This is a genomic window from Streptomyces sp. NPDC044064 (assembly GCF_056434245.1).
Map to the genome: position 1 here is coordinate 52106 of NZ_JBWKFN010000015.1, position 17019 is coordinate 69124.

The window sequence follows — 17019 nt, forward strand, 5'->3', positions numbered from 1 at the left end:
GGCGGTCCGCCCCGAGCAACTGGAGTGTGCGCACGCAGCTCCTGGCCGTGGTGATCGTCCCGATCGTCACCGCGCTCGTACTGGGCGGTCTGCGGGTCGGCTCCGCCGTGCAGAACGCACGGGAGACCGACAACGCACGTCAGCTCGTTCGTGTCGTCGACAAGGGCACCGCGCTGTTGCGGGAGATCGAGGACGAACGCGATCTCAGCGCCCTCTGCATCGCGGCCGGGCGTACAGGCGGCACCAGCCGACTCGACACGCAGCGCTCGAAGTCGGCTGCGGCCCTGGCCCGGCTCCGTGCGGAGGTCGCTCGTGCCCACCGGACGGTGAACTCGGCCCTGGCCGCCCAGCTCGCGCCGCTCGACGCCGTCGGCCGGAAGGTGACGTCACTGCGCCACACGGTCGCCCGGTCGACGATGCGCTGGCAGACCGTGGTCGACGCCTACACGGCCTTGATCACCGAGCTCACCGATGCCCTTGACCTTCTCGCACCGGACACCGTCGGCCAGGCCCTTGTCATGAGGGCCGGCACACTCGAGACCTTTACCCAGGCCACGGAGAAGGCGTCTCAACAACGCGCACTGCTCGGCGGCGTACTGGCCGAGGGACACTTCGATGCGATCGAGGCCCGGCGCCTGACCCTCGCCGACCAGCAGCAACAGGTATTGACCTACCAGTTCCTGTCCAGTGCGCCTGCCGCCCAGCGTCAGTTCTACGAGCGCACCGTCACGGGAGGGGATGTCGACAAGGCCGACACGCTCCGGAAGCAGGCGCTCGCCCTGCAGGGCACCAGCCGCCTCGGCCTCGATGCCGACGTGTGGTTCGACACCATGACGAGCAAGATGGATCTGATGCGCCGGGTCGAGCAGCGGCTCGTCGGATCGGTCGAGGACGAGAGCTCGCGCGAGCAGCGCCAGGCCGAACGCTCGGTGTTCACGGCCTCGCTCGTCGAGCTGTTGATCTTCCTGCTCGTGCTCGGTGTGACGCACGTCCTCGTGCAGTCGGTCGTCGGCCCGCTGCACACCCTGCGTGCCTCCACTCTCGACATCGCACAACGCCGCCTGCCCGAGGTGGTCCGGCTGTTGAGGGACTCCAGCGGCACGCGACTGAAGCCCATCGAGGTCGCTTCCACGGCCGTCGGTTCGGCCGACGAGATCGGCGGTGTGGCCCGCGCGTTCGACGACGTCCATCGCGACTCCGTACGGCTGGCGTTCGAGCAGGCACACCTGCGCGGCCGCATCAACACGATGTTCGTCAACCTCTCGCAGCGCAGCCAGGGCCTCGTGGAACGGCAGCTGGAGCTGATCGACCACCTGGAGAACCGCGAACAGGACCCCGATCTGCTCGCCAGCCTCTTCAAACTCGATCACCTGGCGACCCGCATGCGCCGCAACGGGGAGAACCTCCTCGTCCTCGCCGGCGAGAAGGCGGGTCGCCGGTGGAGCGCCCCGATCCGGCTTGTGGACGTCCTCCGGGCCGCCATCAGTGAGATCGAGCAGTACCAGCGGGTGCAGCTGCGCGGACTGGTGACCGCGGACGTCGACGGCCGGGCGGTGAACGACGTCGTTCATCTCATCGCGGAGCTGCTGGAGAACGCGACCACGTTCTCCTCGCCGGACACCGAGGTGCTGGTCACGTGCCGACTGCTGTCCGGCGGCGGCGCGAAGGTCGAGATCCAGGACAACGGCATCGGCATGTCCGCCCAGGACCTCGAAGAGGTCAACGAGAAACTGGCGAACCCCCCGGTCGTCGACGTTGCGGTGGCGCGACGCATGGGCATGTTCGTCGTCGGCCGGCTCTCCGGCCGCCACGACATCCGCGTCCAGCTCCGGGGGTCATCGCCCCACGGCGTCACGGCAGTGGTCATGCTGCCCCAGAAACTGGTCCGGGAACACGAAGATCACATGGATCCTCCCGGACTGTCGGCCAGGTACAACGCGGAAGGACGCCTCACCGGCTGGCGCAACTACGACACGACCGAGCAGATCGACGCGAGTGCGCCGGCCGGACGTGCACACCGGAACCGCCACCACGGCACCCGCTCGGCCAACAGGGAGTGACGGTGGGAGATCGTCTGTGGCGTACGACGTCCACGTCCTCCCGCCGATCACCGACGCCTATGGGGGAGTGGAGTAAAACCCCAGGTCAGGGCCACACCAAGCAATAAGGCTGATGCCCCGCCTCGTGCAGGCGGTGGCTGAAGTCCTGCCACTCGTGGAGCAGCTGGTACACGTTGAACGCGTCCCGTGGGCCGCCCCGGTCAGGGACCGTCGACCAGATGAACGCCGCCGCGCCCACCGCTTCCTCACCGATGCCGCGCAGGGGGTCGACCACCGTCATGGGGAGCTTGACGACGGCGTAGTCGGGGTGCAGGACGACGAGTTCCAGGGGCGGCACCTTGTGCAGGGGCACGCCCTCGATGCCGGTCAGTACCATCGCGGCCATCGTCTCCGGCTTGATCTTGGTGAACATGCCGTTCATGCCCAGCTCGTCGCCGCCGAGTTCCTCGGGGCGCATCGAGATGGGGACGCGGGCCGCGGTCGCGCCGTCCGGCGCGCCGAAGTATTTGTACGTCACCCCCACCCGACCACCATTCCTGCTCCCCGCCCGGAGGCGGTCGACCCGCTGGTCGAGCCGGCTGTCGAACTGCCGGTCGTGCCGCTCGGGCTCACTCGGTACACCCTGTGCCTGACGTGCGTCAGTCTGCCGTGCTTCGGTAGTTTCCTCCGCGTCGCGCCGGTGCCTTCCCCGCCGGGCACGTCGAGGACCCAGGTCATCAGTCCCCTCGCCCAGTCCGCCACCGCGATGCATATCTCCACCCGACTGCTTTTCTAGGACGCGTGGCCCCCGCCGCGCAACCCGATCATCGTGTCAGTGACCTCCCCCACGGCCGCTCGCCGAAACGTGCGGTGAAACACCAGTCCGCAGGAGCTTCAACGGCCCCTTACTACTACGTGCCGTATGAGCTGTGTGTATCAGCTCTCAGTCTCGCAGATGGCACAACCGCGATCACGGTTCCGATCTTGAGGCGGGCCGCGTCCGGGGCGGGGCGCGGCCTACCCTGAGGAGGTCACCACGCAACCGGAGTCCGAGAAGTCGGAGAATTCGCACGTCATGAGCGCCATGAGCGAACTGCCCTATCCCTATGATGCGCCCGTCTCACAGGCGCTCTTCGACCGTGCGTCCGTCGTCACACCGGGCGGTGTGAACTCGCCGGTGCGCGCCTTTCGTGCCGTGGGCGGCACGCCGCGGTTCATGGTTTCCGGCACGGGGCCGTACCTGACCGACGCCGACGGGCGGGAGTACGTGGACCTCGTGTGCTCCTGGGGGCCGATGATTCTGGGGCACTCCCACCCCGAGGTCATCGGCGCCGTCCAGGAGGCCGTCGCGCGCGGTACCTCGTTCGGCACGCCCGGTGAGGGCGAGGTCGCGCTCGCCGAGGAGATCGTCGCCCGGGTGGAGCCCGTCGAGCAGGTGCGGCTCGTGAGCAGCGGCACCGAGGCGACCATGTCGGCGATCCGGCTCGCCCGCGGGTTCACCCGGCGCTCCAAGGTGATCAAGTTCGCCGGGTGCTACCACGGGCATGTCGACTCGCTGCTCGCCGCGGCGGGCAGCGGGGTCGCGACGTTCGCGCTGCCCGACACGCCCGGTGTCACCGGCGCCCAGGCCGGCGACACGATCGTGCTGCCGTACAACGACCTCGAAGCCGTGCACGAGGCCTTCCACCGGCACCCGGGCGAGATCGCCTGTGTCATCACCGAGGCCTCGCCCGGCAACATGGGCGTCGTCCCGCCGGACCCCGGGTTCAACCAGGGGCTCAAGGACGCCTGCCGGAAGAACGGCGCCCTCTTCATCTCCGACGAGGTCATGACCGGGTTCCGGACCAGCCGCGCCGGCTGGTTCGGGATCGACGGGGTCAAGCCCGACCTCATGACCTTCGGCAAGGTCATGGGCGGCGGGTTCCCCGCCGCGGCCTTCGGCGGTCGCGCCGACGTCATGGCCCACCTCGCTCCGGCCGGGCCCGTCTACCAGGCCGGCACCCTCTCCGGGAACCCCGTCGCCACCGCCGCCGGACTCGCCCAGCTGCGGCTGCTCGACGACGCCGCGTACGACAAGGTCGACGCCGTCTCCGAGCAGATCCGGTCGCTCGTGACCGAGGCGCTCGGCAAGGAGGGCGTGGCGCACCGGCTCCAGACCGCCTCCAACATGTTCTCCGTGTTCTTCACCGACCGGCAGGTGCGGAACTACGAGGACGCCAAGCGGCAGGAGTCGTACCGCTTCACCGCCTTCTTCCACTCGCTGCTGTCGAACGGCGTCTACCTGCCGCCGTCGTCCTTCGAGTCCTGGTTCGTGTCCACGGCCCACGACGAGCGGGCCATCCAGAAGATCGCCGACGCCCTTCCGGCGGCGGCCCGAGCGGCCGCGGAGGCCACCGCAGCATGAGCAGCAACGACAGCTACGCCAGCGAGAAGGACATCACCGTCGTCCACCTCATGCGTCACGGCGAGGTCGCCAACCCGGACGGGATCCTGTACGGGCGGCTGCCCGGCTACCACCTGTCCGAGCTGGGCCGGCAGATGGCCGACCGGGTGGCCGAGCACCTCTCCTCGCGCGACGTCACCCACGTGGTCGCCTCTCCGCTGGAGCGCGCGCAGGAGACCGCCACCCCGATCGCCAAGGCGCACGGGCTCGGCCTCGCCACCGACGAGCGGCTGATCGAGGCCGACAACGTCTTCCAGGGCAAGACCTTCGGGGTCGGGGACGGCGCGCTGCGCAAGCCCGACAACTGGAAGCACCTCGTCAACCCGTTCAAGCCGTCCTGGGGCGAGCCCTACATCGACCAGGTCGTCCGGATGATGGGCGCGCTGGACGCGGCCAAGGACCAGGCCCGCGGGCACGAGGCGGTGCTGGTCAGCCACCAGCTGCCGATCTGGATCGTGCGGTCGTACGTCGAGAAGCGGCGGCTGTGGCACGACCCGCGCAAGCGGCAGTGCACCCTCGCCTCCCTGACGACTTTCACATATCTGGGCGACAGGATCGTCTCCGTCGGCTACAGCGAGCCCGCCATCGACCTCGTGCCGGCTCATCTCCGGGCCGGTGCCAAGCCGGTGCAGGGGAAGAGCAAGGCCTTCGGGGCGTGACGCTCCGGTCGAAACCCCACCTGGCGGCCGCTTCTGACGGTCCGTTTGGAATGGCTTAGGTTCCCTTTGCCGTATCCGTTACGAAAAACATAAATATCAGCGGAACCTCCCCGATCGTCGCGCCCTCTGACTGGGTGACCACCAGCAGGCGCGATGAATCGGGGATCTCCATGCGCACCAACTCCCGGACCGTTTCCCGGAGGGGAATGCTCGGCCTCGGCGCGGGCGCGGCGGCTGCCGCCACACTCGCCGGCTGTGGGTCTCTCAAGTCATCGGACGGTGGTGGGCACGGATCCGGTTCCGGGGGCTCGGCCGGGGGAGACGGCGGCAAGAACGGCGGGACCAAGGCGCGGCCCATCGGTGACGGCTCCACCTCCTTCACCGGCAAGCAGCCGCACCAGCCGGCCAGGCCCGAGCCGCTGGAGCCGGGGCAGACCCCGCCGCAGTTCGTGATCTTCTCCTGGGACGGCGCCGGCGAGGTCGGCAACGGGCTCTTCCCGCGCTTTCTGGACCTGGCCAAGGAGCACGGCGCGAGCATGACCTTCTTCCTCTCGGGGCTGTATCTGCTGCCCGAGTCGAAGAAGCGACTGTACGAGCCGCCGAACAACCCGCGCGGCGCCTCCGACATCGGCTACCTCACCGACGAGCACATCAAGTCGACGCTGACCAACGTCCGCCGGGCCTGGCTCGAGGGGCACGAGATCGGCACCCACTTCAACGGGCACTTCTGCGCCGGGACCGGCACCGTCGGCAACTGGACCCCGCAGCAGTGGTCGAGCGAGATCAGCCAGGCCAAGGCGTTCGTGAAGGAGTGGCGGACCAACACCGGCTGGACCGATCTGCCCTCGCTGCCGTTCGACTACGACAAGGAGCTGGCCGGCGGCCGCACGCCCTGTCTGCTCGGCCAGAACAACCTGCTGCCCACCGCGAAGAAGCTGGGCTGGCGCTACGACGCCTCCTCGCCGGGCGGCCGTCAGGTGTGGCCGGAGAAGAAGCTGGGGATCTGGGACCTGCCGCTGCAGCAGATACCTTTCCCGGGACGTTCCTTCGAGGTCCTGTCCATGGACTACAACATGCTCGCCAACCAGTCGGTCAACTCGACCAAGGCGCCCGCCTACAACTACCCGGGCTGGCGCAAGCAGTCCGCGCAGGCGTACATAGCGGGATTCGAGCGGGCATACAAGACAAACCGGGCGCCGTTCTTCATCGGCAACCACTTCGAGCAGTGGAACGGCGGCATCTACATGGACTCCGTCGAGGAGGCCTTCAAGCACATCGCGCGCGAGAAGGAGAAGGGTGCGGACGTGCGCCTGGTCTCCTTCAGGCAGTTCGTGGACTGGATGGACGTCCAGAAGCCCGAGGTGCTCGCCAAGCTGCGCACGCTGGAGGTCGGTCAGCAGCCGGCCGGGGGCTGGAAGGGCTTCCTGCGGGACGCCGGGGGTGCCAAGTCGGCCTCCCAGAACGCCGCCTGAGGGGCTACCCGGCAATCTGCCTGAAATGTCCGGAGTAAATACCTCCTGAAATGCGGTTTTCCACCCGCCAGGGGGGTGCGCGAAATCCCCGGAACAGGCATGCGAAACTTTTCACATGAGTACCCGTAGCCGCGCCGTCCTGTTCGGCGCCATGGCCGCCGCGGCGGCCCTGACCCTGTCCGCGTGCGGCAACGGCGGCACCTCCGGCGGGGGCGGCAACACCGGCTTCGTCACCGGCAACAACGGCATCGCCACCGTCTCGCAGGGCAAGCGGGCCGCGGCGCCCGACCTGTCCGGCAAGACCATCGACGGCAAGACCCTGGACGTCGCCGACTACAAGGGCAAGGTCGTCGTGATCAACGTCTGGGGCTCCTGGTGCGGACCGTGCCGGGAGGAGGCCAAGTACTTCTCCAAGGTCTCCAAGGCGTACGAGGGCAAGGGCCTCCAGTTCGTCGGCATCAACACCCGGGACACGAGCACCACCCCCGCGATCGCCTTCGAGAAGGAGCACGGGATCGGCTACCCGAGCCTGTACGACCCCACGGGCAAGCTGATGCTCCGCTTCAAGAGGGGCACGCTCAACCCGCAGCTGATCCCGTCCACGCTCGTCATCGACAAGGACGGGAAGGTCGCCGCGCGGGCGCTGGAGGCGCTCGACGACACCACCCTGCTGAAGATGGTCAAGCCGGTCCTCGCGGAGAAGTGACGTGAGCGCACTCGTCACACTCGCCGCGCAGAACCAGACCATCCTCCACGGGGCCCTGCTGGTCTCCCTGCCGATCGCCCTGCTCGGCGGCCTCGTCTCCTTCTTCTCGCCGTGCGTCCTGCCGCTGGTGCCGGGCTACCTCTCCTACGTCACCGGGGTCGCCGGCACCGACCTGGCCGACGCCAGACGCGGGCGCATGGTCGCCGGAGCCTCACTGTTCGTGCTCGGGTTCAGCGCCGTGTTCGTCTCCGGCGGGGCGCTGTTCGGCCAGTTCGGCTGGACCCTGCAGGAGCACAAGGCCGTGCTGGCCAAGGTGCTCGGCGTGCTCATGATTCTCATGGGCGTGTTCTTCATGGGGCTGATGCCCTGGCTCACCCAGCGCGAGTTCCGCTTCCACCGCCGGCCCACGACCGGACTGGTGGGCGCCCCGCTGCTCGGCGCCCTCTTCGGCATCGGCTGGACACCCTGTCTGGGTCCGACCCTGTCGTCCGTGAACTTCCTCGCCATGGAACAGTCGAGCGCCGGGCGCGGAGCGCTGCTGATGGCCGCCTACTGCCTGGGCCTCGGCGTGCCCTTCGTGCTCGCGGCCGTCGGCTTCCGCAAGGCGCTCGGTGCCTTCGGCTGGGTCAAGCGCCACTATGTCTGGGTGATGCGCATCGGCGGCACGATGATGATCGTGACCGGTGTGCTGCTGCTGACCGGGGCCTGGGACCGCCTGGTGCAGGAGATGCAGACCTGGTCCGACGGCTTCACTGTGGGGATCTGATCGATGAGCAACACCGAAACCGACAACGGCCAGGAGCAGGAGGACCTGGGGGCGGCCGGCTCCCAGCTGTCCACCGCCCCGCAGGAGGAGACCACCGCCGCACCGGGCCTCGGCGTCATCGGCTGGGCCCGCTGGTTCTGGCGGCAGCTCACCTCCATGCGGGTCGCGCTGCTGCTGCTCCTGCTGCTGTCGCTCGGCGCGATCCCCGGCTCGCTGATCCCGCAGACCGCCGCCGACGCCTCCAAGGTCGACGACTTCCGCCAGGCGCACAGGACGCTCGCGCCGGTCTACGACAGGCTCGGCCTGTTCCACGTCTACAGCTCGGTGTGGTTCTCCGCGATCTACATCCTGCTGTTCGTCTCCCTCATCGGCTGCATCGTCCCGCGCACCTGGCAGTTCGTCGGCCAGCTGCGCGGCCGCCCGCCGGGCGCCCCCAAGCGCCTCGACCGGCTGCCCGCCTACACCACCTGGCGCACCACCGCCGAGCCGGAGCAGATCCGCGAGGCCGCGCTCGCGCTGCTGAAGAAGCGCCGCTTCCGCGCCCACCTCGTCGGTGACGCCGTCGCCGCCGAGAAGGGGTACGTCCGGGAGCTGGGCAACCTGGTCTTCCACGTCGCGCTGATCGTGCTGCTCACCGCGTTCGCCTCGGGCCAGATGTTCAAGTCGGACGGCACCAAGCTGATGGTGGAGGGCGACGGCTTCGCCAACGCGCTGCCGATGTACGACGACTTCAAGTCCGGCAGCATGTTCAGCACCGACGAGCTGGTGCCGTTCAGCTTCGACCTGAAGGACTTCGAGGGCACCTACGAGCTGACCGGCCCCAACCGCGGCACCCCGCGCACCTTCCAGGCGAAGATCACCTACAGCGAGGGCGCGTACGGCAAGGAGAAGCCGGCCACCGTCAAGGTCAACCAGCCGCTGGAGATCGGCGACTCCAAGGTCTACCTGGTCAGCCACGGCTACGCGCCCGTGATCACCGTCCGCGACGGCAAGGGCAAGGTCGTCTACCAGGACGCCGTACCGCTGCTGCCGCTCGACGGGAACGTCACCTCGCAGGGCGTCATCAAGGTCATGGACGGTTACCGCAACGCCCAGGGGCAGAAGGAGCAGCTCGGCGTCCGGGCCTTCTTCCTGCCGACCTACGGCGGCGGCGGCTCCGTGCTCTCGCAGTTCCCGGCGCTGCTGAACCCGGTGCTGAACCTGGAGCCGTACCACGGCGATCTCGGCGTCAACTCGGGCCTTCCGCAGAGCGTGTACCAGCTCGACAAGACCCACATGAAGGCGTTCAAGGACGCCAAGGGCCTGCAGCTGCGCGGGAACCTCAAGCCCGGGCAGACCCTGCAGCTGCCGAACGGCGCCGGCTCGATCACCCTCGAGAAGGACATCAAGGAGTGGGCCGGCTTCGAGATCGTCCAGGAGCCGGGCAGCGGCTGGGCGCTGGGCGGTGCCCTCGCCGCGATCTTCGGTCTGGCCGCGTCCCTGTTCATCCAGCGCCGCCGCGTGTGGGTGCGGGCGGTGCGCGGCGCCGACGGCGTGACGGTCGTCGAGATGGCCGGGCTCGGCCGCAGCGAGTCCGCCAAGGTGCCCGAGGAACTGGGCGACCTCGCCGGAACCCTCTACGACCAGGCGCCGGGGGCGCCCGACCGCGACTCCACCGAATCCGACGTCGTACCTGCCGAAGGGGCTGAGAAGTGACTCTCGCCGCCGCGACCAACGAACACCTGGCCAGCATCAGCAACACGCTGATCTACTCGTCCATGGCCGTCTACACCCTGGCCTTCTTCGCGTACATCGCGGAGTGGCTCTTCGGCAGCCGCAGCAAGGTGGCCCGTACGGCCGCGGCGCTGACCTCCGCCGGCGAGCAGAAGGCGGGCGGGCCCGCCGTCACCGTCAAGCAGGCCGGGGGCACCGCCGTACTGGAGCGGCCCAAGGTCGTCGTGCGCTCCGCGTCCGGCGCCCGGGACGTGCCGGACGGTCCCGGTGCGCACGGCGGGGACGAGCAGGGCGACCTCTACGGGCGGATCGCCATCTCCCTCACCGTGCTCGCGTTCCTGGTGGAGCTGGCCGGGGTCGTCGCCCGCGCGGCCTCCGTGGGCCGGGCGCCGTGGGGCAACATGTACGAGTTCAACATCACCTTCTCCACGGTCGCGGTCGCGGTCTACCTGGGGCTGCTGGCGCTGAAGAAGAACGTGCGCTGGCTCGGTCTGTTCCTGATCACCACGGTCCTGCTCGACCTCGGTCTGGCCGTCACGGTCCTGTACACCGCGAGCGACCAGCTCGTCCCGGCCCTGCACTCGTACTGGCTGTACATCCACGTCTCCACCGCGATCTTCTGCGGTGCGGTCTTCTACGTCGGCGCGGTCGCCACGATCCTGTACCTGTTCAAGGACTCGTACGAGAACAAGCTGCAGGCCGGCGGGAAGCCCGGCAGCTTCGCGACCTCGGTGCTGGAGCGGCTGCCCGCCTCCGCCTCGCTCGACAAGTTCGCCTACCGCGTCAACGCGGCGGTCTTCCCGCTCTGGACCTTCACGATCATCGCGGGCGCGATCTGGGCGGGCGACGCCTGGGGCCGCTACTGGAACTGGGACCCCAAGGAGACCTGGTCCTTCATCACCTGGATCGCCTACGCCTGCTACCTGCACGCCCGGGCCACGGCCGGCTGGAAGGGCCGCAAGGCCGCCTACCTGGCGATGATCGCCTTCGGCTGCTGGCTGTTCAACTACTACGGCGTCAACATCTTCGTGAGCGGCAAGCACTCCTACGCGGGCGTGTAGGCCGCCCGGACCGAAGGCCGGTTCCCGTGACGCGGATCACGGGAACCGGCCTTCGTCGTACGACGGACAAGGTTCGTGGACACGAATCTGCGAAGGCTCATCCGCGCGGGGGACCACGGAGCCTTCGGCGACCTCTTCGACGCGTACGCACGCGCCGTGTACAACCATGCCTACCGGCTGACGGGGGAGTGGGCGACCGCCGAGGACGTCGTCTCGCTGACCTTCTGGCTGCGTCCGGGACGCGATCGTGCCGCCCGGGCAGAGCGCGGCCCTCTACCGGGCGGTCGCCCGGATCCCCGGCGTGCGCGTCGTGAAGAACGCGGTGGACGGCGCCGGACGGCACGGGGTCGCGATCGCACGCCAGGACCCCGAGAACCCCACCATGAACGAGTGGGTCTTCGACGCGAAGACCCATGACTTCCTGGGCGAGCGCGAGGTGGCCAAGGGGGACCTGCCGACGGCCGGGATCAAGAAGGGCATGGTCCTGGGCAGTGCGTCGGTGCTGCGTCGGGACGTCGTCGACCGTGCAGGTCAGCGGCCGTAACGGGTGCGGATCCGTGGGGTCGGGGTCACGCTGGTGTCATGAGCGGTTCCATCGAACAGGGCACCAGCCGGACGCGCGGGAACACGCACATACTCCACTTCCTGGTGCGCGTCCCGCGGCGCATGGAGGAGGTCTGGGCGGCGGTGGCCACCCCGGCGGGGCTCGCCTCCTGGTTCACCGCGGCCGACGCCCTGGAACCCAGACTCGGCGGCGCGGTCACCCTGCGTGGCATGGGTTCCGGGCGGGTCACCGCGTGGGACGTGGACCGGGTGGCGGAGTACACGGTGGAGGGCGGCGGGCGGATCAGGTTCCATCTGGAGCGGGACGGGGAAACGGCGAGCGTGCTGCGCTTCACCCACGAGTTCCGGGGCGAGGGGGAGGAGGAGGCCCGCTGGCGCTCCCGATTCGAACGTCTTGTCGACATCCTTCAGCTCTCCCAGGCCTAGGGCGTCCCGCCGGATCTACGACGGCGGCAGGCACTCCTTCGTCGGAGGTCTGCCCTCGGGCCAGGCGATCCTGACGAAGCGGGAGCCGCCCTCCGGGGTCAGTTCCACGATCGGGACCGCCTTGTCGTACGGGTTGCCGTGTACGTCCAGGCAGATCCAGCCGCTCGCGCCGCTCACCCGGAGCGAGCCCTTGACCTGCGGCCACTGGAGGCCGACGTCCGTGAGGGCCGGGACGTTCCCGCCGTCCGGTACCGCCTCGCGGATGCCGTGGACCGCCAGCTGCAGGGCGTCGTAGCCGATGATCAGCTGGCCGTCGTCCAGGGCGACCGAACCGATGGGCCCGGAAGGCCCCCGCTCGGCCGCGGTCAGCAACCGCTGCAGCACCCCGAAGTCCGCCGCCGAGCCGCCGGTCTTCGCCGGGTCCCTCGTCCAGGCGTCCGGGTGGGCGAGGGAGGTGTAGCGGACGGAGAGGTTGTGGCGCAGGGCGTCGCGGTCCAGATCGCTCTCGTGGGTCAGGTACGACGCCTCGTCGCCGGTCAGGACCGTGAATCTGCGGTCCTGGCAGCCGCGTCCGCCGAGCGCGTTGATGAACTGCCGCAGCTGGGTGTGACGTCCCGCGAACAGGATGGTGTCGGTCTCCCGGGAGGTGTCGCACACCAGGTGCGTGATCTGCCGGAAGGTGTTCGCCGTCGTCCCTTCCCTGCTGCGGTCGGCGGGCGGCGTGAACGGCTGCGGCTCGTACGGCGAGCCCTTGATCAGCGCCGCGAACGACTCCTGCAGCGTCCGGGTGTACGGGTCGCCCGGCTTGTCGTACACCAGCAGCGCCTTGCCCGCGCTCACCTTGGCGAACGACGCCAGCGCGCGGGCCTCGTCGGTGTTGGTCGGCGACACCCGGGCAAGGCCGGGGTAGGGGTCCGTGCCGCCCTGCCCGTTGGCCAGGTCGTCGGCGGTGATCGAGGAGCCGACCACCGGGATCCCGAGCCGGGTCAGCGCCTGGACGGCCTTCTTGTTGTTGTCGGTGCTCTGCCCGATCCCCGCCACGGCCCGCAGCCGGTCCGCGCTCGTCGTCATCCGCTTCAGCTGGTCCACCGTCTGCTGCCAGTGGTCCCCGGTCGCACCCGGGTTGGCCAGCACCAGCCGGATCGCGGGCGCCTCCCCGTTCGACTCGTGGTTGGCCTGGTACTGCGCCAGATAGGCGCCCTGCAGCTGGTGCTGGATGTCGTTCAGGTTGGTCGCGGAGGAGGAGCTGTACGGGAGCATCAGCGCCACCGTCACGTAACTGCCGGGCTTGAGGCGTTCGTTCTCCCGCGCGACCGCCCCCACGACATCCTTCAGCTGTGCGTGCCCGAAGGAGTACGAGCCCGTCGCCACGCCCACGCACTCGTCGCTGCCCTGCGGCCGGACCACCCCGGGCGCACAGGACCGGTTCTCGTGCATGAGCGCCCGGCCCGCGAACACCAGCCCCGTCACCAGGGCCGCCGTCACCAGCAGCGCCAGATAGCGGCGCAGCGGGATCTCCCACACGCTCTCGCGCACCCACGTGCCCACGCCTCTACGCGCCATCACGCCTCCCCGCTGCGGTCGTCCGGGCCGTCGTCCGTGTCGTCGGGGTCGTCGGGGTCGTCGTGGTCGTCGGGGTCGGCCATCGGGTGCCCGGCGAGCGCCGCCGCCGGCCAGTCCCTGGACGCCCGCCACAGCAGCGCGTTGGCGGCCGGCCGCAGGTTGGACAGCTGCTCCAGCTCGAAGCGGAGCCGGTCGCACACCTTCGGGTCGGGCAGCACCAGCGGATCGCCCAGCTGCCACACCGCGTGCAGCAACCGCCGTATCCGCAGGTGCAGTACGGCGTCCGCGCCCTCGGGCGGCTCCTGCCCGGCGTCCGTGCGGCCGAGCGCGACCGCGGTCCGCCGGTCGCTGTGGCCGGTGAAGTCGCGCCCGGCGGCGTCGTGCGCGTGGAAGTAGGGCGCCGACGCCACGAAGCGCAGGGTGCGCAGCCAGCTCCGGATGTCCGCGGTGTGGAAGGTGTCGCGCAGGTGGTCGACCGCCGGCTCCGAGCTGCCCAGGGCGAGTTCGTGATGGAGCCGGTAGCGGGCCTGCTCGGGGTCCGGGTGGTGCGCGATCAGCGTCTCGTGCGCCGTTCGCCACGACGCGTGGTCGGCGTCCCGCAGATGCAGCCTCAGCAGCAGCAGGGTGCGCACGAAAGGGTCGCCGACGAACCGGCCCGGCTCGGCCGGCAGCCCCTCCTCGGCCAGCCGGGTCCGCAGGGCCCGTACGTCCGCCGGGCCGAAGGTGTCCGGCAGCAGGGCCGCGGCCAGCGCGCAGGCCGAGTCGTGGTCGTGGGCGGCGGCCAGCACGGTCAGCTCGTCCAGGTGCTCGGCGGGCACGAGCCGGTCCAGCAGCGCCTGGTAGGCGGGGGCGGCCTCCTGGTCCTCGTCCAGCTGTACGCCGACGGTGAGCAGCTCACCGAGCGAGGCGGCCCGGTTCTGCGCGGCGGACTCGGCGAGCAGGACGATGCCCAGCGGATTGCCGCCGGTCAACCGGTGGGTCGCATGCGGCATTTGGGGCGGGACCGGGATGTCGTCGCAGACGGCGCCCACGATGTGCAGGGTGTCGTCCGGGCTCAGCGGGGGAAGCGCAACGATCAGCGCCCGCGAGGAGGGAGCCGCGTCCGGGGTCCAGCCGCTGCGCCTGGCCACCTCGGGCAGCTCCCGCCGGACCGCGCTGCGCAGCTCCTCGCGGCCCTCGCCGCGCCGGGCGGCGACGAACGCCACCTGGTCCGCGATGCCCTCGGCGCGGTCGCGCAGCACGGCCTCCACGAGCCCGGGCCCCGGCGCGGTCTGCGCGTCGTCGATCAGCACCAGCGGCCGCCCGAGCCGCTGCATGCGCGGCAGCACCCCCGCGTACGCCTCCGTCAGGTCGGCCAGCAGCGCCCGCACCAGATACCGCTCGGCGTGCTCCCGGGAGGTGCCGCCCGCCCGGAAGTGCCCCGACAGCAGCATGAGCCCGCGCTGGGCGTGCCCGCCCGCGTTCGGGTACGTCCGGTACCAGACCGACGCCTTCTGGTGCCGCCGGCTGGTGAAGCCCTCGGCGACGGACTCCAGGGTCGCCTCGATCGCCCCGGACAGCAGCGGCCCGGTGCCGGTGGCCGCGGCGACCACCTTGGCCGCCACCTTTCCGGCCCAGCGGCCGGCCAGACCGCTGATCCACGAGCCGCTCTCGTTCAGCAGCAGGATCCGCTCGACCTCCCGGCGGATCCGCTCCGAGTCGGCGTCGCCCCAGCCGCTCGCGGCCACCGCCACCAGGCCCGACATCAGCCGCGGAAAGGTGATCCGCCCGGCGCCCGTCACCGGCGCCGCCAGCTGCTCGGCGATCACCAGCAGCGCCTGCGCCACCGGCGACCACGACTCGGCGGGCCGCTCCGCGGGCGGCCTCGCGAACTGCTCCTCCGCGCAGTCGATCAACGCGACCGGCGTGTGGCCCTTGTAGGCGTCCCGTAACTCGGCCAATACAGCGCTCTTGCCCAGCCCGCGGGCGCCCGTGAGCACCACGAAGGGCAGCTCGCCCGGGTGCTCGAACGGATGACCACGGTGCTGGTGGGGGCGCAGGCCCACGAGCCGGGGCGCGAGACCGGCCGGATCGACGTCGAACAGCGCTCCGCGCCCGTGCAACCGTCTGTGCACCGCATTCCCCCCTCAACAGCAGTGTAGAAAGGGGAAGTTGTCACTGACCAGGGTCAGTGATGTCCGTTGGGTTACGAAATCTGTCCGGGCCGCGAGGCCGTCGCCGTGACCAGATCCCGCAGCCGCTCGACGTACAGCCGCATGTTCTTGGCCGCCACGTCGGTGTCCGGGTAGCGGCTCGCCACCCACAGGCCGTCGTGCAGCCGGGTGACCCACACGCACACCTGGTCGCCGTACGACACCCGCAGCAGCCCGTACGCCTTCTGCTCGGCCCACCGCGCGGCGCCCGGGATACCGCGGGCGTCCAGGAACGAGACGATCGAGTACAGGTCGGGGGAGGTCGGCCGGAAGTCCGCGCCGAGCAGCTTCAGCACCCGGGCGAGCGGCATGCGCGCGAGCGGCCGGTTGGCCTGCAGTTCGGCCCGCACGGCCCGCAGCGTGCTGGGCAGGTCGGGCGTGCCGGCCACGGGCACCTCGATCGGGGCGCCGCCCACGAACCAGCCCACCGAGCCGCTCCAGCGGGACTTCACCCGGGTGTGGAACGGCACCACCGTCCGGTACACGGACTGCCCGCCGAGTTCGTGGACGATCAGACCGGTGGCCGCCAGCAGACCGACCAGGCTGCCGCCGTGGGACCGGCAGTACGCCTCGAACGCGGCGGCCGAGTCCGCGTCCGCGAGCGGCTCGCAGATCATCTTCTGCGGCGGCAGCGGACCGCCGGTTCCGAGGCCGAGATCGACGGGGAAGCCCGGCAGCGTTCCGTCGCACCGCCGGACGAACTCCCGCCAGCGCGCCACGATCTCGTGGCCGCCGTCGATGCGGTCGGCGTCCGCCCGCTCCAGCTCGCAGAAGTCGACGTAACTCGCGGCCGGCGTGCGCACCACGGGCCCGCGCCCCCGCAGGCCCGCCGCGTACAGCTCTTGGATCTCGGCGGGGATGCCGTGCAGGGAGTAGGCGTCCACGTTGCTGTGGTCGAAGGCCATGTACACGCTGGTCGAGTCGTCCCGGACGACCGCCGTGTAGATGAGGTTCGGCCAGCGCAGGGCGTCCGCGACGGTGTCGAAGCGGTCCTGGAGGTGCCGGGCCAGGGCGTCCGCGTCACCGAAGTCGCCGACCGTCTCGCGCCGCAGGGACACGTCACCCGCGTCGAGGGTGAACCGGCGCAGCCGGTCGTCCGCCCAGCGGAAGCCGCTGCGCAGCGTCTCGTGCCGCAGCGTCCAGGCCCGCAGGGACTCCTGGAGCACGTCGAGGTCGACCCGGCCCGGCAGGTCGAAGGCCGTACCGATCCAGGTCGGCACGAACAGCCCGCCGTCCCGTACGGACCTGGCCGTTCTGATGTGCGACTCCTGGATGTAGGCCGGCGGCCGGGAGTCCTCCGGCAACCCCTCCGCCGTGGCGACGGTGGCCGGACTCAGCGTCCACTCGACGAGCCGTCCCGGCCGGACCTCGCAGCGCTGGATGTCAGTGATTCGCACGCGTCTCCGATCGCAGAA

General features: G+C 70.2%; 14 protein-coding genes. 10 read left to right on the plus strand and 4 right to left on the minus strand.

Annotated elements, in window-relative coordinates; translation table 11 throughout:
• The first annotated feature begins 26 nt into the window (after window positions 1-26).
• Window positions 27-2060 carry a sensor histidine kinase gene (locus AC07DS_RS24120; RefSeq protein WP_479148397.1) on the plus strand — a complete coding sequence of 678 codons (2034 nt, stop codon included), beginning with the start codon at window positions 27-29 and terminating at the stop codon, window positions 2058-2060.
• 85 nt (window positions 2061-2145) lie between these two features.
• Here the strand turns inward: AC07DS_RS24120 and AC07DS_RS24125 are convergent, their stop codons facing one another.
• The gene (locus tag AC07DS_RS24125; RefSeq protein WP_003974483.1) at window positions 2146-2583 is read right to left on the minus strand and encodes a hypothetical protein; all 438 of its coding nucleotides are present in this window, start codon (window positions 2581-2583) and stop codon (window positions 2146-2148) included.
• Window positions 2584-3123: 540 nt separating this feature from the next.
• On the opposite strand from AC07DS_RS24125, the gene hemL reads away from it, so the two are divergent.
• From hemL to AC07DS_RS24170, 9 genes are all read left to right on the plus strand, one after another.
• The gene (gene hemL / locus AC07DS_RS24130) at window positions 3124-4443 is read left to right on the plus strand and encodes a glutamate-1-semialdehyde 2,1-aminomutase (RefSeq protein ID WP_145884954.1); all 1320 of its coding nucleotides are present in this window, start codon (window positions 3124-3126) and stop codon (window positions 4441-4443) included.
• The gene (locus AC07DS_RS24135; RefSeq protein WP_479148399.1) at window positions 4440-5141 is read left to right on the plus strand and encodes a histidine phosphatase family protein; all 702 of its coding nucleotides are present in this window, start codon (window positions 4440-4442) and stop codon (window positions 5139-5141) included. The genes hemL and AC07DS_RS24135 overlap by 4 nt, the downstream gene beginning before the upstream one ends.
• Before the next feature lie 170 nt (window positions 5142-5311).
• On the plus strand, window positions 5312-6613 hold the full coding sequence (locus AC07DS_RS24140) for a polysaccharide deacetylase family protein (protein WP_479148401.1): 1302 nt from the start codon (window positions 5312-5314) through the stop codon (window positions 6611-6613).
• A gap of 115 nt (window positions 6614-6728) precedes the next feature.
• Window positions 6729-7319, plus strand: coding sequence for a TlpA family protein disulfide reductase (locus AC07DS_RS24145; RefSeq protein ID WP_479148403.1), 591 nt, complete (start codon window positions 6729-6731; stop codon window positions 7317-7319).
• 1 nt (window position 7320) lies between these two features.
• On the plus strand, window positions 7321-8085 hold the full coding sequence (locus AC07DS_RS24150; RefSeq protein ID WP_479148405.1) for a cytochrome c biogenesis CcdA family protein: 765 nt from the start codon (window positions 7321-7323) through the stop codon (window positions 8083-8085).
• 3 nt (window positions 8086-8088) lie between these two features.
• On the plus strand, window positions 8089-9780 hold the full coding sequence (gene resB / locus AC07DS_RS24155) for a cytochrome c biogenesis protein ResB (RefSeq protein ID WP_479148407.1): 1692 nt from the start codon (window positions 8089-8091) through the stop codon (window positions 9778-9780).
• Window positions 9777-10859: a c-type cytochrome biogenesis protein CcsB gene (ccsB, locus tag AC07DS_RS24160; protein ID WP_479148409.1), complete on the plus strand. Its 1083-nt coding sequence runs from the start codon at window positions 9777-9779 to the stop codon at window positions 10857-10859. Before resB ends, ccsB begins: the two co-directional genes overlap by 4 nt.
• 247 nt (window positions 10860-11106) lie before the next feature.
• Complete coding sequence (locus AC07DS_RS24165) at window positions 11107-11403, plus strand: hypothetical protein (protein WP_479148411.1); 297 nt, start codon at window positions 11107-11109, stop codon at window positions 11401-11403.
• A gap of 38 nt (window positions 11404-11441) precedes the next feature.
• Entirely contained in the window at window positions 11442-11849 is a 408-nt protein-coding gene (locus tag AC07DS_RS24170) for an SRPBCC family protein (protein ID WP_479148413.1), read from the plus strand.
• A gap of 15 nt (window positions 11850-11864) precedes the next feature.
• Here AC07DS_RS24170 and AC07DS_RS24175 read toward each other — a convergent pair whose 3' ends face one another.
• The 3 genes from AC07DS_RS24175 to AC07DS_RS24185 form a co-directional block, all read right to left on the minus strand.
• On the minus strand, window positions 11865-13412 hold the full coding sequence (locus tag AC07DS_RS24175; RefSeq protein ID WP_479148414.1) for a hypothetical protein: 1548 nt from the start codon (window positions 13410-13412) through the stop codon (window positions 11865-11867).
• Window positions 13412-15526 carry a hypothetical protein gene (locus AC07DS_RS24180; protein ID WP_479148417.1) on the minus strand — a complete coding sequence of 705 codons (2115 nt, stop codon included), beginning with the start codon at window positions 15524-15526 and terminating at the stop codon, window positions 13412-13414. The genes AC07DS_RS24175 and AC07DS_RS24180 overlap by 1 nt, the downstream gene beginning before the upstream one ends.
• A gap of 71 nt (window positions 15527-15597) precedes the next feature.
• Window positions 15598-17001, minus strand: coding sequence for a condensation domain-containing protein (locus AC07DS_RS24185; RefSeq protein ID WP_479148419.1), 1404 nt, complete (start codon window positions 16999-17001; stop codon window positions 15598-15600).
• Window positions 17002-17019: the final 18 nt, after the last annotated feature.